The sequence below is a fragment of the Bacillus sp. PK6-026 genome, from assembly GCF_054161455.1.
Genome location: NZ_CP096418.1, coordinates 3,105,640 through 3,120,668, shown reverse-complemented (window position 1 = coordinate 3,120,668; position 15,029 = coordinate 3,105,640). Strand labels below are relative to the sequence as shown.

Here is a 15,029-nt window from a genome sequence, read left to right as displayed (position 1 = left end):
TATTTTGAATAAATCATGATGTGGAATGACATAAAATAAGGGGTGCATATTTGATGAAAGTGAAAGTTGCGATAAACGGATTCGGCCGGATCGGCAGAATGGTGTTTAGAAAAGCGATGCTTGATGAACAGATTGACATTGCAGTGATCAATGCGAGCTACCCTCCGGAAACGCTCGCTCATTTAATAAAGTATGACACAAATCATGGCCGATATGAGCTTGATGTAAACGCTGGAGACGATTGCCTGTTCGTTAACGGTAAAAAGGTCATGCTGACCAATCAGAGGGACCCTAAACTTCTTCCGTGGGCGCAATACGGGATCGACATCGTCGTAGAAGCGACGGGGAAATTTAACGCGAAGGAAAAAGCGGAAGCTCATATTGAAGCCGGCGCGAAAAAAGTTATTTTGACAGCGCCGGGGAAAAATGAAGACATCACAATCGTGATGGGCGTCAATGAACGCGAATTTGATGCGGAGCGTCATACGATTATTTCAAACGCTTCCTGTACGACGAATTGTCTCGCTCCTGTCGCAAAAGTGCTTGATGATGCATTTGGCATTGAAAACGGCCTGGTGACCACTGTTCACGCATTTACAAATGATCAAAAAAATATTGATAATCCGCACAAAGACTTGAGAAGGGCGCGCGCCTGCGGTTCTTCGATCATTCCGACAACGACAGGCGCCGCGAAAGCGCTGTCACTTGTCATGCCACATTTAAAAGGAAGAATGCACGGCCTGGCCCTGCGCGTTCCCGTCTCAAATGTGTCACTCGTTGACCTTGTGGCTGATTTAAAAAGCGATGCGACGGCAGAAGATATTAATGAAGCGTTCCGAATGGCGGCGGCAGGCTCGATGTCCGGGATCCTCGATGTATGCGATGAACCGCTTGTCTCATCCGATTTTAATACGAATCCATACTCGGCGGTGATCGACAGCCTTTCAACAATGGTGCTTGAGAACAGAAAGGTGAAAGTGCTCGCATGGTATGACAACGAATGGGGATATTCGTGCAGGGTTGTCGATTTAATCAGATACGTGGCTTCAAGAATGAAACACCCTTCGGCTGTATAAAATAAGAGCATGGACGGATAAAAAATAAATACCCCTTAACCATCAAATGATAAAACCGCCTTGCAAAAAATATTCAAACAAAGTATACTATTTTTCGTGAACTTCTAGTTCGTGAGCGCTTCGGCATTACTTAAAGGGTTAGGACCTCTCCGGACTAACTTTCCCCCGTGGTAAATGACCGGTTCAGTTGCTTGGAAATTCACTTTTCTAATTCTTGTTAAGGGGGGTCCATGCTATGGAAACAATGGGGCGTCACGTTATCTCCGAACTGTGGGGATGCGATTTTGATAAGCTGAATGACATGGATTTTATTGAAAAAACGTTTGTAAATGCGGCACTGAAGTCAGGTGCTGAGGTACGTGAGGTAGCCTTTCATAAGTTTGCACCTCAAGGTGTAAGCGGGGTTGTGATCATTTCTGAATCTCACTTGACCATTCACAGTTTTCCTGAACACGGATATGCCAGCATTGATGTTTATACTTGCGGAGATTTAGATCCGAACGTAGCTGCCGATTATATCGCAGAAGAATTAAGAGCAGAAACAAGAGAGAACATTGAAATACCGAGAGGCATGGGACCTGTTCAGGTGAAACAGGCCAACGCCAAAGCACAGGCACTTTAATGCCCATAGAGGAGCTGGATGAAAAAGCGGACACCGCTTTTAAAATCCGCTCCTTTTTCTTTCCTCTCGCGACAATCCCCGAAACATATTCTCCCCGGCATTCTCTTGCCCTAATTTGTTTTCCCTTGGAAATCAACCATTTTTTTAATAAAATATAGAGAAGAAAGACAAAGGGGACAGGGGATATGAGTCTTTTTCAAAACATTCACCGGTTTTTTTCTACACACGCCGAAACGTCTGACCGCCATCCTTCGGACAAGCTGAAGAGCCGCTATTATAAAGCGGCGTCAAAAGAAGCGCTCAATGCTGTAAAGGAAGTGCTGGAAGGCCTTGACGGCTGTAAGGTGACATCGGTGTCGGAAGAAAGAGGAGAAATCAGCGCCGAGGTGAAAAAAACGAGAAAAGCTTTTGTGGTGGCGACAGTCGTGTCGATTCGCCCTTTTGATACAGCGGTGGATTTTAATGTGTCAACGGAAACGTTTTTGCCGACCGATTTTGGCTACAGCCGCGGGCTTGTCTCGACGCTATACAGCGAACTGGACGGAAAGCTGCAGAAATCTGTACATTCAAACAATTGAATAGGGAGCTGAAAAAATGAAATGTCCAGCATGTCAGCATAACGGGACGAGGGTTTTGGACTCCCGTCCCGTTGACGAAGGCAGATCGATTCGCAGAAGACGCGAATGCGAATCATGCAACTATCGATTTACTACATTTGAAAAAGTGGAAGAAATTCCGCTCATCGTCGTAAAAAAAGAAGGAATCCGGGAAGAATTCAGCCGCGAGAAGATGCTCCGCGGTTTGATCAAAGCGTGCGAAAAACGCCCTGTCGCCTTAAAGCAACTTGAGGATATTTGCTTTGAAATTGAAAAAGAGCTTAGAAATCAAGGCGTTGCTGAAGTGAAAAGCGATATGATCGGAGAAATGGTGATGGACCGGCTTGCGAAAATCGACGAAGTCGCATACGTCCGGTTTGCTTCAGTATACCGCCAATTTAAAGATATTAACGTATTTATCGACGAGCTGAAAGACTTAATAAAGAAAGAACGGTAAAGAGCTGTAAATTAATCCAGCTCTTTTCTCATGATAAAACCACGGTCGTGTGACATGAAGGCCTGAAAAAGGTGTAAAATGAGGACAAGAAACAAAGTGGAAGGTTGACAAAAGATATGAGTAATTATTGGAAAGACTTGCTTCCTGTCGATCCGTACGTTGTCAAAAGCTGCGGATTGCTTCAGGATTTGGACCGGCAAATTGTCACGCTATTGTATCAGCCTCTAATCGGCTCTTTTTCATTCAGCTTGTTTCTCACGCTGTGGGGGGAACTGGAGCAAAACAGAGTCTGGGGGAAAAGCTCGACTCACAGACAGCTGATGGCGGCGATGCAGACCAACCTGAAGACGATTCACTCAGAGAAGGAAAAGCTTGAGGGAATCGGACTGTTGAAAACTTATATGAAAGAAACGGAAGACGAGCGTTTGTTTATATATGAATTGATTCCGCCGCTCAGACCGGATGAGTTCTTTCAGGACGGCATGCTGAATGTCTTCTTGTACAACCGCGTCGGAAAAGCGAGGTTTCAGCAGCTGAAAGAATACTTTTCCCACCCGTCTGTTCCCGAAGAAGCACGGGATATCACCCGTTCTTTCAACGAAGTTTTTGCATCTGTCCAGCCGAGCGAATGGAAGATGTCTGACGATATGATCGAAGCGATGGAGCTTCGCGAAGATCGTGAATGGATGAAAGAAGGGAATGGCAAACCGGCGGCGGTCACAGGCGACGCCTTTGACTTTCAACTGTTTCTCGCCGGTTTATCCGACACGCTTATTCCGAGAAAAGCGCTGTCAGACCAAGTGAAGGAAACGATTAAAAAGCTCGCCTTTCTCTACGGGATCGAACCGCTTCAGATGCAAAACGTCGTCATGTCAGCCGTTGATGAGCACGATACGATCACGACAGAAGCGCTCAGAAAAGCGGCGAGCGACTGGTATCAGATCGAGCGCAGCGGCCCGCTTCCGGAACTCGTCGACAAAGTGCAGCCGATGAATCTCCGCGAACAGCCGAATCAACAGTCGTCAACGAATGCCAAGGAAGACAATTTGATTGCTTTGCTTGAGCAGGTATCGCCGAAAAAGCTGCTGCAGGATATCGGCGGCGGAGCGGAACCATCCAAAGCCGATCTGAAAATTATAGAAGAAATAATGCTTGACCAAAAATTAGAGCCCGGCGTCATCAATGTTCTGATTTATTATGTCATGCTGAAAACCGATATGAAGCTTTCGAAAAATTACACCCAAAAAATAGCTTCTCACTGGGCCAGAAAAAACGTTCGCACGGTTAGAGAGGCCATGAAGCTTGCGAAAGAAGAAAACCGCCAATATCTTGAATGGGCGGAAGGGAAGAAAAAGCCTTCCCGGAACAAGAAAGTCATCAGGGAAGAAAAGCTGCCTGACTGGCTTCGGGAAAGTGACGAAGCCGACAGCAAACCGCTCGAAACAGAGCCGGCCGGTTCCGTAACGAGAGAAGGCTTTGACCAACAGAAGCAGAAGCTGCTCGAAGAAATAAAAAAACTGAAAAACCATTCCGCTCTTTAATGTGAGGTGAAGATGATGGAGCCGATTAAACGCGCTTTGCAAGGCGTGACGACGAGACCCGATTTTCAAAAACGCCTTGAAGATATGAAAGAAAAAGTGCTCTCTGACAAGGATGTTCAGGAGTTTTTAAACAGCCGCCAGTCAGAAGTGGATCAAGGAATGATCGACAGGAGCCTAAACAAGCTTTATGAATTTACACAGCAAAGCAAAGCATGCCAAGACTGCCCGAGTCTGAAAGAGTGCAAAAACCTGATTCAAGGTTATCATCCAAAGCTTGTGATGAACGGAAAAACGATCGATGTTCAATATGACAGGTGTCCGGAAAAAAAGGCAGCGGACGAGAGGGAAAGACAGCGGTCGCTGATTAAAAGCATCTATATTCAACAGGATCTCTTGAATGCTACGTTTGCCGATATTGACGGAGATGATCCGAGCAGATTAAAGGTCCTTCAGCTTGTGACAGGCTTTTTGCATGACTATAACGAAACGGGAAAGGGAAAAGGCATCTACGTCTACGGGAAGTTCGGGGTCGGAAAAACCTTTATGCTGGCCGCCATCGCCAACGAGCTTGCGGCAAAGGACCATCCATCCATTCTCGTCTATGTCCCCGAATTTGTCAGGGAACTGAAAAATGCGATACACGATCAGTCGCTTGAAGAAAAGCTTGAGATGGTCAAGTCTACGCCGATTCTAATGCTCGATGATATCGGTGCGGAGTCCATGTCAAGCTGGGTGAGGGATGAGGTGCTTGGCGCCATCCTTCAGCACAGAATGTCTCATCAGCTGCCGACGTTTTTCTCTTCCAACTTTGACCCTGATGAACTGAAACACCATTTCACCTATTCGCAAAGGGGCGAAAAAGAAGAGGTGAAAGCGGCAAGGCTGATGGAGAGGGTGCTGTATTTAGCGACACCTGTCCGGCTGGACGGGAAAAACCGACGTCAGTAATCACATGATCCCGAGCTTCAATTACGGAGATGAAGAAGATGCAAAAAAGAACCTTGGCCAAATGGACGGTTATCGCCGTAATCGCGGCGGCCGGACTATGGTTGAATGCGAAATATCTGAATCTGAGCCCCGCTCATATAAGAGAAGGCGTCTTATCCTTCGGGATTTTCGCCCCGCTCATCTATATCGGATTATTGATGATCCGGCCGTTTTTGCTGCTACCTGCTTCCGTTTTCGCCGTCAGCGGGGGCCTCGCATTCGGTCCGCTGTTTGGCTCTTTGTATTCTTTTATCGGTGCGGCGGGCGGTGCATTTTTGTCATTCGCTGTTGCATACAGGCTCGGCGGAAACCTTCAGCACATGCCGCTGAAGCTTGACAGCCTGCGGACGCTTTTGCGGAAAAACGGCTTTTTCTGCATTCTGCTCTTGAGGCTCGCGCCGATTCATTTTGACGCGGTTAGCTATGCGGCAGGCGTGTCAAAAGTGAAGCCCCTGTCGTTTGCCCTGGCGACGGCTGCGGGCATCATTCCGGGCACCGTTATTTTAAATGTGCTCGGGTCAAGCCTCTTGACCGGCGACATCATAGCAATTGCAGCTACAGCGGCAATTTACTTGATATTCATTACCGTGCCTCTTTTGTTCAGAAAAAAAGTGCAGGCGCTCCTCGATTAAGGGCTCATCCTTTTTTTACGTCTATTTTATTTGTCACCCCCATATACATGTATCAGATGTTGTTAGGGGGGACAAACATGCTTGAAATTACATTTGAAGATGATTATGATACAGCCGCGTTTTTGCATCTCCTTCGCAATGCGGATGCGAACCGGCATATCAAGATTCACGAAGCACCAGGGAAGATCGGAATTGAAAAGACCCATTCCTCTGTCAGTATTCAGGCCTATATTGAGCCGGTTCTGACGAGATTTTTTACAGAATGCAAAGAAGACGAATACATGCTTTCGGTTATTGAAGGCGATTATTACTTTTTGGACCGGGATGAACAGCAGCAGATTCTTCAACTGGCCCACAGCATTATGGAGGGCGAACTTGAAGGGCTTCCTCTCAACAAGGACGACACCCCTCGCGAACATTACATCATTCAGGAGCTCCAAACGATTTGTCTTGAGGAAAACGTCTTTTCCATTCGGTCCTTTATGACATTTCGCCTCGGGAGGTATTATGAACGCCTCAGGTCTTATGTGGAGGCGGCAATTGACGAGTATAAAATGGAACAGGAATATCAGACATTCATTCAATCGCTGAGAGACTACGTCATGTCGAAAGAGCCGATGCTTGACCATGTCCGCATTGTGCACGACGGTTATTTTGTATTGTGGGAATTAAAGTATATTTCTGAACGGGAACAAAAAAAATACATAGACAGGCGGTTCGTAAGAGAACACCCGATGTATATTGATTCCCATCTCCTGGCTCCGCTCGTATCGATTGCGCCGGAAAAAATAGACCTCTATACAGAAGACCGGGAACACGCCATGGTTCAGACCATTCAAAATATTTTTCAGGAGCGCGTACGGATTCTTTCGCTTGACGCCTTTCATCCGCGAGAAAACATTTTGGAAGAGCATTCTTGATTTTGTGTGAAAAACGATTTATAATACGATGTAAACTTAAAGATATTATGTATCGATAAGGACATGAAAAGATGAACACCGGTTTGACAGAGAGGGAGACCACGGCTGAAAGTCTCTTAAGCCAAGGAGCATTTTTTTACCGCCTTTGAACATCAGTTGTGAACGGCAATGTGTCTAGTAATGACTGACGGGACTTCCCGTTACAGAACCGAAAGCCGAGAGCGCGACGGGTTTTTTGCGTTTTCGGGAAAAAGGGTGGAACCACGAATTCCGTTTATTAATCCTCGTCCCTTTCATAGGGGGACGGGGATTTTTTATTTTGTAAAAAAAAGGAGTGACTAGGATGTCAGATATGGTAAAAATCAAATTTCCTGACGGAGCGGTTAAGGAGTTTGCAAAAACGACGACAACAGAAGATATCGCGGCATCAATCAGTCCCGGCTTAAAGAAAAAATCAATAGCGGGGAAATTAAACGGCAAAGAAATCGATCTGCGCGCACCGATCCTTGAGGACGGCGCCATCGAAATCATTACAGAAGGTAGCGAAGAAGCGCTTGAAATCATGCGCCACAGTACTGCACACTTAATGGCCCAGGCGATCAAGCGCCTGTATAAAAACGTGAAGCTTGGCGTGGGTCCGGTCATTGAAAACGGCTTCTACTACGATGTGGATATGGAAGAAGCGCTGACTCCGGAAGACCTTCCGAAGATTGAGAAGGAAATGAAAAAAATCGTTGGCGAAAATCTGCCGATCGTAAGAAAAGAAGTCAGCCGTGAGGAAGCCAGAGCCCGGTTTGCCGAAATCGGCGATGATTTGAAATTGGAACTGCTTGATGCGATTCCGGAAGGTGAAACGGTATCGATCTATGAGCAGGGCGAATTCTTCGATCTGTGCCGCGGTGTTCACGTTCCTTCGACAGGAAAAATCAAGGAGTTCAAACTGCTGAGCCTTGCGGGAGCATACTGGCGCGGAGACAGCAACAACAAGATGCTCCAGCGCATTTATGGTACGGCTTTCTTCAAAAAAGCGGAGCTTGATGAGCATCTTCGCCTCCTTGAGGAAGCAAAAGAACGCGACCACAGAAAGCTCGGAAAAGAACTGAAGCTGTTTGCGATTTCGCAAAAGGTAGGGCAAGGGCTGCCGCTTTGGCTGCCAAAGGGTGCAACCATCAGACGCGTCATCGAGCGCTATATCGTTGACAAAGAGCTTGCGCTCGGCTATGAGCACGTGTATACACCTGTCCTTGGCAGCAAAGAACTTTACGAAACGTCAGGGCATTGGGATCATTATCAAGACACAATGTTCCCTCCGATTGAAATGGACAATGAAACATTGACGCTTCGACCGATGAACTGTCCGCATCATATGATGATTTATAAAAACGACATTCACAGCTACCGTGAACTGCCGATCCGGATCGCGGAGCTCGGAACGATGCACCGCTACGAAATGTCAGGCGCTCTCTCAGGTCTGCAGCGTGTTCGCGGGATGACTTTGAATGACGCGCACATTTTCGTCCGTCCCGATCAAATTAAGGAAGAGTTCATCCGCACTGTCCGCCTGATTCAGGAAGTGTATGAAGACTTTGGCCTTGAGCAGTACTCATTCCGCTTGTCTTACCGCGACCCTGAAGATACAGAGAAATATTACGATGACGATGAAATGTGGAACAGAGCGCAATCGATGCTGAAGGAAGCGATGGACGAGATCGGACACGATTATTACGAAGCCGAAGGGGAAGCGGCGTTCTACGGACCGAAGCTTGACGTTCAGGTCAAAACAGCAATCGGAAAAGAGGAAACACTGTCAACTGTACAGCTGGACTTCCTTCTTCCTGAAAAATTTGATCTGACATATGTCGGAGAAGACGGAAAACCTCATCGTCCGGTCGTCATTCACAGAGGTGTCGTTTCCACAATGGAACGGTTTGTCGCTTTCTTAATTGAGGAGCATAAAGGCGCATTGCCGACATGGCTTGCCCCTGTTCAGTTCCAGGTCATCCCTGTATCGCCGTCCGTGCATCTTGACTACGCCAAAAAAGTTCAAGAGCGCCTGCAGCGTGAAGGACTTCGCGTTGAAGTCGATATCCGTGACGAGAAAATCGGCTATAAAATCCGTGAAGCACAGATGCAAAAAATCCCGTACATGCTTGTCGTCGGCGACCAGGAAGTTGAAAACGAAGCCGTCAACGTCCGCAAATACGGAGAGCAAAAATCAGAAACAGTTGCCTTTGCAGACTTCATTAAAAAAGCCGTTGCAGAAGCAAAGAAATAAACGAGAAAAAAGCATGATTCCCGCTCGGGAGTCATGCTTTTTTGCTTAGTTTGTCGGCTGTTTTTCCGCGGAGGATATCGAACAGTTCGCTCAAATGGCTGATTTCGTGATCGGGTGTAAGGTCAGTTTCATTCTTTTTGCCTTTGCGGTTGACCCAGACGGTTTGAATGCCCGCTCTGGAAGCCCCGAGAATGTCGGTGTTCAAGTTGTCTCCGACCATCACGGCATCATCCTTTGTCATGCCGAGGAGGCTGAGGCAGTGTTCAAATATGCTTGGATCAGGCTTTCCTTTTCCGAATTCACCAGAAATGACGATTTCATTAAAATAAGGAGCAAGTTCCGGTACGCCTGCCAACTTTTCTTTCTGCAGGCTCGGATCGCCGTTTGTCAGCAAAAGAAGCTCTACTTTTCCTTTCAGTTCATCTAAAACGGCAAATGTTTCTTCATACACGAAAGGGCTCTTTCGGCGCACTGCGGCGAAATATTCGCCGAGTTCTTCCCCGAAGGCGGGATCGTCGATGCCAAACGCCTTCAATCCGTTTGTCCATGCGTTTTTTTCTGTATTCAGGAACAATTTTGTTCAGTTTTTGAAAGCCTTCGCTGATCGGCTCGCTGAAGTTTGACCACAGGCCTTCAAATGGGTTGATGCCGATCATGACGGTGTATGGATATGTTTCATAAGACGTGTAAAGCTTTCGCGCTGCTTCGCGGACCGCTGCTTCAAATTCTTCCGCATGGATTCCGTATTTTTCTTCAGCTTTAAGACACGTTTTGGAAAATGCTGTGCTGACGCTTTTTTCATCCCAGAGCAATGTATCGTCTAAATCAAAAAATACGGCTTTCATGATCTTCTCCTCTGCCATTAATTTATAGAATTCTCTTATTTATTTTACAATAGATTAAATGGATGTGAAAGAAATGAATTTAAGAATGTGATGTAATGCAGTGTCAAAGTGTGAAAGCTTCTCGAATATGATAGAATGAAACGGGTTTCTATTGTTTGGAAATGCAGGGGATTTTTAAGATGCATCTTATGTTCGTGATAACGGGCTCACATGCGGACAGAAGAAGCAGATACAGTGTAGAAATGGAAGGAATGGTTTTGTGAAAAAACGATGGATATTTTGGTGGATTTGCAACATATTTTGGATGGCCGTTTTTGTAATGGGAACGGCTCTAGTGTGGCTGAGAGATGTTGATGGCGCCGGTGTTACTCAAACGCCTGAGCTTAAATTAATAGCGTTTATCGTTTTATTGATTGCATTTATATTTCCATTCATTATTCAAGTTGTGTGGCTGATTGTTAATTTGAAAACGGGTAGCAGCAAATAAGGTAAAGGCAGCAATTGTTTGCTACCTTCAGCGTGTCGCCAAACCCTCGCATTCGTTGTCAGGCCTGCGCGTCGGTGCTCACGAATAGAGGAAGGATCGGCGGCTAACCACCCAGGCGTCCTGCCTGAACACCGCCGTCATCACCTCCTGTGAAAGTCCGCTCCGATGCTCGGCCTTCCTAGACTGCAAGGGTTTTCAATCACGCTGAAAGGATGACAAAATCCCAAAACAAAAAGTCGTTTTGGGATTTTGTCAACAATCTGAAGGCAGCAATTGTTTGCTGCCTTTTTTATTTTGTAAAGCATGCCGCGTCAAAGTGTGAATAAAAAGAGGTATGATAGAATAAGAGCAAATTCCGATACAGAAAGAAAGCAAGGGGAAGTACATGATTCAACTCATGATCATGATGCTGGAGAGAGTGGGGATCATCGTTATCCTGGGCTTTATCTTGGCCCATATGAAGGTGTTCCGTCAGCACCTCCAGCATCCGGAAGGGTATAAGGGAAAAGGGGTTCTCATCTTCATTTTTTCCCTGTTCAGCATCATCAGCAACTATACAGGCATTGAAATCCGGGAACATAAGATTTTGAACAATGATTGGATTTTTGCGATCGATCCATCAAGCTCGATTGCCAATACGAGAATTCTCGGTGTCGAAATCGGCGGTCTGATCGGAGGGCCGTTTGTCGGAGCGGGTGTCGGGCTATTGTCAGGCATTCACCGTTTTTCACTGGGAGGGACGACAGCTTTGAGCTGTGCGGTTTCTTCACTGCTGGCTGGCGTCATCGCCGGTTATATCGGCAGCTTTTTCAGGAAACGGCATCAGATGGTGACACCAAGGGTAGCCGCTCTGGCGGGTATTTGTATGGAGGGTCTGCAGATGCTGATGATTCTCGTACTTGCAAAACCGCAGGCTGAGGCTATTGCGCTTGTTCAGATGATCGGCATTCCGATGATGATTGTCAACGGGACGGGCAGCTTTATTTTTCTATCGATCATTCAGTCTATTATCCGCAAAGAGGAACAGGCGCGGGCCGTTCAGACCCATAAGGTGTTTTCGATAGCGGATCAGACGCTTCCTTTTTTCCGCCGGGGACTGAATGAGGATTCCTGCAAAAGCGCCGCTCTCATTATTCACCGGATGACGGGGACGGATGCCGTATCGATTACGGACAGAGAGAACATTCTCGCTCATGTCGGAGATGGAGCAGATCATCATATTCCTTCGAAAAATCTGATCACCGGTTTATCGAAAAAAGTCATTCAAACCGGAAAGGTCATGAAAGTGAAGTCGCGCGATGAAATCGAGTGTGCGCACCGTTCCTGTCCGCTGCAGGCGGCGATCGTACTGCCGCTCTTCTCCAACCGCGAAACAATCGGCACGCTGAAGCTGTACTTTAAGCATCCATCCGGTCTTAACCGTGTGACGGAAGAGCTCGCCGAAGGGCTTGCCATGCTTTTTTCCACTCAGCTAGAACTCGGTGAGGCTGAGCTGCAAAGCAAGCTTTTGAAAGATGCCGAAATCAAGGCGCTTCAAGCGCAGGTCAATCCGCACTTTTTATTTAATGCCATCCATACGATTTCTGCTCTGTGCAGGACAGATCCCGAAAAAACGCGGAAACTCCTCCTGCAGTTGAGCGTTTATTTTCGTTCCAATCTGCAGGGAGCCAGGCAGCTGATGATTCCGCTCTCAAAAGAGCTGAACCACCTGGAAGCCTATTTATCATTGGAGCAGGCCCGGTTCCCTGGCAAGTATCATATTGATTTTCATATCGAGGACGGTCTTGAAAGCATGGAAATTCCTCCATTTATATTGCAGCTGCTTGTTGAAAACGCGCTTCGCCATGCATTCCCGAGAAAACAAAAGGTATGCACGGTAAAAGTATGCGCTGTGAGAGAGCAGGACGGCGTTTTGATGAAGGTGTCAGACAACGGCAGGGGAATTGATCCCGAGCTGCTTGGACAGCTGGGACAGGCGCCCGCACCTTCAAAAGAAGGGAACGGGACGGCGCTTTACAATGTGAATCAGCGGCTTACCGGTTTGTTCGGGCACCAGGCTGCCCTCGAGCTTGCCAGCGAACCTGATAGAGGAACAGAGATATCCTTTAAGATTCCTTTTCAAACCGAAAGAGAGGGGAACAGAGATGCTCAAGGTATTAATCGTGGATGATGAAATGTTTGCGCGAGACGAGCTGAAATATTTATTAGAGCAGACCGAAGAAGTGGTTGCGGTCGATGAAGCTGAACATATCGAAGAAGCGTTTGACAAAATGGCGGATCACAAACCCGATATTCTTTTCTTGGACATCGATTTGTCTGGGGAGAACGGTTTTGACATTGCGAAGCGGCTGAAAAAAATGTCGGCGCCTCCGGCTGTCGTTTTTGCGACCGCTTATGATGAATATGCGCTGAAAGCATTTGAAGTGGATGCGGTCGATTATTTGACAAAGCCGTTTGATGAGGAGCGAATCAGACAGACGATTCAAAAATATAAAAGGATGCGTCCCGGCCATCAGGAGGGGCAGCAGCTTGCGGGCCGCCACAGGCTGGCTCTCAGCATTGACGAAGCGATCGTCATTCTCGATCCGGACGAAATCGTATACGCCGGGTTAGAAGACGGACACGTCACAGTGAAAACCTTTGATCAGGCATACACGGTTCACGATACATTAGTCGTTCTCGAACAAAAGCTTTCACAGACGGCGTTGATCAGGGTGCATAGAAGCTTTCTCGCAAATATGGATCATATTAAAGAAGTCAAACCCTGGTTCAATTCGACATACAACCTCCTGATGAAAGACGGCTCCACGATTCCTGTCAGCCGTACATACGCGAAAGAGCTGAAAAAAACGGCTGCATATGGTGTAAAAAATGATCAGCGGCGGTGAAAGACTGAATTCGTCATTCACCGCCGTTTTTTAGCGCTGAAGCCCGGGCCGTCCCGCTTCTATGGAGAATGTGGCATAAGTTGAGACTGGGGCGCCGGGCCGTGTGATATAAGGAAGAACCTGAAAGTCGGCTTCAAGCTGCCGGGGCGTCAAGCGGCAGCGAACGTAGCCGCGCTGCGCATTGTACAGTTTGACATGCGGGTTTCCGAGCCAGATCGGCGCCAATGAATCGGTCTCGCTGCCGTCAGCGTCTGAAGATATCGAAGTTGTGATCAGCTCGGTTCCGATTGTCGCTGAGCCCGCATCGTCGAAGTTCTCCTTTAAGTCGGCAGCGGCATGTCTGTGAATATCTCCTGTCAGCACAACGGGGTTTTGGATGCCGTATGCCTTGTATGCGGAAAAAAGCCTGTCGCGGCAAGCGGGAAAACCGTCCCACTGGTCTGTGCTGTACTCAACTCCGGGGCCTGTATCGCGGTCGATTTGAGCCAGGACGACTTGCTGGACTAAAAAGTTCCACACCGTGTCAGACCGGCTCAAGCCGTTAAAAAGCCAGCGCTCCTGGTCAAATCCGAGTATGGAGCGTGACGGCTCAAGCCGTTCGGCCTCATTTGCCGGAAAATTATTGCGGTACTGCCGGGTGTCCAGAACATTGAATTCAGCCAGGTTTCCATAGCGGAACCGCCTGTACATCAGCATGTCAGGCCCATTTGGAATCGATGTGCTGCGGATCGGGATATTTTCGTAGAAAGCTTGGTACGCCGCTGCGCGCTGCCGGAGAAAATCGTCCGGAGATGTGTTGTATTGGGAATGGATGCCGGCATAATTGTTTTCGACCTCATGGTCATCCATCGTCACAACCCAGGGAGCCAGCGCATGAATGGCCTGGAGGTCCGGGTCTGTCTTAAAAAGAGAATATCTGAGTCTGTATTGGCTGAGCGTGACGGTTTTTGCGTTATGGGCAGCAGATAAAGTCACATCGCGGAAAAGATTTTTAGCATTAATGGCATATTCGTAAATATAGTCTCCGAGGAAAAAAACAACGTCCGGATGGTCTTCGGCCATATGCCGGTAAGCTGTAAAATATCCGTGGTACCAAGCTTGGCACGAGGCGAGAGCGAACGACATTCCCTTGATGTCGGCGTGCGGGGAAGGCGCTGTTTTTGTACGGCCTGTCCGGCTGATTTCCCGTCCCGCTTTAAACCGGTACCAATAATAGCTTCCCGGCTTTAAGCCGTTCACTTCAACATGAACGGAGTGGGCGAGCTCAGCGAGCGCTGAGACGGTCCCGCGCTTCACCACTTTGCGGAAATGTTCATCTTCGGCTACTTCCCACTGAACAGGGACGGCTCTGCCGGGCATTCCCCCTAAACCGTCTTCGGCAAGCGGATCGGGGGCAAGCCTCGTCCAAATGACAACCCCGTCGGGATGCGGGTCACCTGAAGCCACTCCAAGCTTGAATGGATAATCTGCAAATCGGGGCGCGCCGGCGGCGATCGAAGCGTCTTCAGGCATCAGGCCGCGTCTTGCTAAAGATGCGAATTCGCCAGCCGGAACAAAGCGCCCTCCTCTTGAATGGTTCATGAGTCAGAGCCTCCTCATCAATCGTTTTCTCATTAACCACTATACGATCTGTTTTGCTCCATTAGCACATTCTGGAATTTAAATAATTGTGAAGAATGTGCAAAGCCGGAAGAATAATTTGC

The 15,029-nt window shown here is 47.7% G+C and carries 13 protein-coding genes and 1 pseudogene; 12 read left to right on the top strand and 2 right to left on the bottom strand.

From position 1 onward, the window contains the following. Positions 1-53 precede the first annotated feature (53 nt). The 9 genes from M1D59_RS15860 to thrS all read left to right on the top strand — a co-directional run bounded on the left by M1D59_RS15860 (position 54) and on the right by thrS (position 9,106). Complete coding sequence (locus tag M1D59_RS15860; protein WP_020452546.1) at positions 54-1,076, top strand: glyceraldehyde-3-phosphate dehydrogenase; 1,023 nt, start codon at positions 54-56, stop codon at positions 1,074-1,076. Between the two features lie 235 nt (positions 1,077-1,311). Next, positions 1,312-1,698 carry an adenosylmethionine decarboxylase gene (gene speD / locus M1D59_RS15855; protein ID WP_020452545.1) on the top strand — a complete coding sequence of 129 codons (387 nt, stop codon included), beginning with the start codon at positions 1,312-1,314 and terminating at the stop codon, positions 1,696-1,698. Positions 1,699-1,883: 185 nt separating this feature from the next. After that, positions 1,884-2,276, top strand: a complete 393-nt coding sequence (locus tag M1D59_RS15850) for a hypothetical protein (protein WP_020452544.1) — start codon at positions 1,884-1,886, stop codon at positions 2,274-2,276. Positions 2,277-2,292: 16 nt separating this feature from the next. Beyond that, on the top strand, positions 2,293-2,751 hold the full coding sequence (gene nrdR / locus M1D59_RS15845) for a transcriptional regulator NrdR (RefSeq protein WP_020452543.1): 459 nt from the start codon (positions 2,293-2,295) through the stop codon (positions 2,749-2,751). A 116-nt stretch (positions 2,752-2,867) separates the two neighbouring features. After that, positions 2,868-4,292, top strand: coding sequence for a replication initiation and membrane attachment family protein (locus tag M1D59_RS15840; protein ID WP_101561178.1), 1,425 nt, complete (start codon positions 2,868-2,870; stop codon positions 4,290-4,292). Positions 4,293-4,307: 15 nt separating this feature from the next. After that, a complete protein-coding gene (dnaI, locus tag M1D59_RS15835; RefSeq protein WP_020452541.1) occupies positions 4,308-5,240 on the top strand; it encodes a primosomal protein DnaI in 933 nt (310 codons plus the stop codon). A gap of 38 nt (positions 5,241-5,278) precedes the next feature. After that, a complete protein-coding gene (locus M1D59_RS15830; RefSeq protein WP_026579089.1) occupies positions 5,279-5,911 on the top strand; it encodes a TVP38/TMEM64 family protein in 633 nt (210 codons plus the stop codon). 77 nt (positions 5,912-5,988) lie between these two features. Continuing rightward, complete coding sequence (gene ytxC / locus M1D59_RS15825) at positions 5,989-6,831, top strand: putative sporulation protein YtxC (protein ID WP_020452539.1); 843 nt, start codon at positions 5,989-5,991, stop codon at positions 6,829-6,831. Between the two features lie 343 nt (positions 6,832-7,174). Further along, positions 7,175-9,106: a threonine--tRNA ligase gene (gene thrS / locus M1D59_RS15820; RefSeq protein ID WP_020452538.1), complete on the top strand. Its 1,932-nt coding sequence runs from the start codon at positions 7,175-7,177 to the stop codon at positions 9,104-9,106. A 31-nt stretch (positions 9,107-9,137) separates the two neighbouring features. Here thrS and M1D59_RS15815 read toward each other — a convergent pair. Then, positions 9,138-9,951 (bottom strand): annotated as a pseudogene (locus tag M1D59_RS15815) (HAD family hydrolase). Between the two features lie 259 nt (positions 9,952-10,210). On the opposite strand from M1D59_RS15815, the gene M1D59_RS15810 reads away from it, so the two are divergent. From M1D59_RS15810 to M1D59_RS15800, 3 genes are all read left to right on the top strand, one after another. Next, on the top strand, positions 10,211-10,438 hold the full coding sequence (locus tag M1D59_RS15810; protein WP_020452536.1) for a DUF3923 family protein: 228 nt from the start codon (positions 10,211-10,213) through the stop codon (positions 10,436-10,438). A gap of 385 nt (positions 10,439-10,823) precedes the next feature. Then, entirely contained in the window at positions 10,824-12,608 is a 1,785-nt protein-coding gene (locus M1D59_RS15805; protein WP_101561176.1) for a sensor histidine kinase, read from the top strand. After that, positions 12,583-13,326, top strand: a complete 744-nt coding sequence (locus M1D59_RS15800) for a LytR/AlgR family response regulator transcription factor (protein WP_458117520.1) — start codon at positions 12,583-12,585, stop codon at positions 13,324-13,326. The genes M1D59_RS15805 and M1D59_RS15800 overlap by 26 nt, the downstream gene beginning before the upstream one ends. A gap of 30 nt (positions 13,327-13,356) precedes the next feature. Here M1D59_RS15800 and M1D59_RS15795 read toward each other — a convergent pair whose 3' ends face one another. Continuing rightward, positions 13,357-14,907, bottom strand: a complete 1,551-nt coding sequence (locus M1D59_RS15795; protein ID WP_026579093.1) for an alkaline phosphatase D family protein — start codon at positions 14,905-14,907, stop codon at positions 13,357-13,359. Positions 14,908-15,029 lie beyond the last annotated feature (122 nt).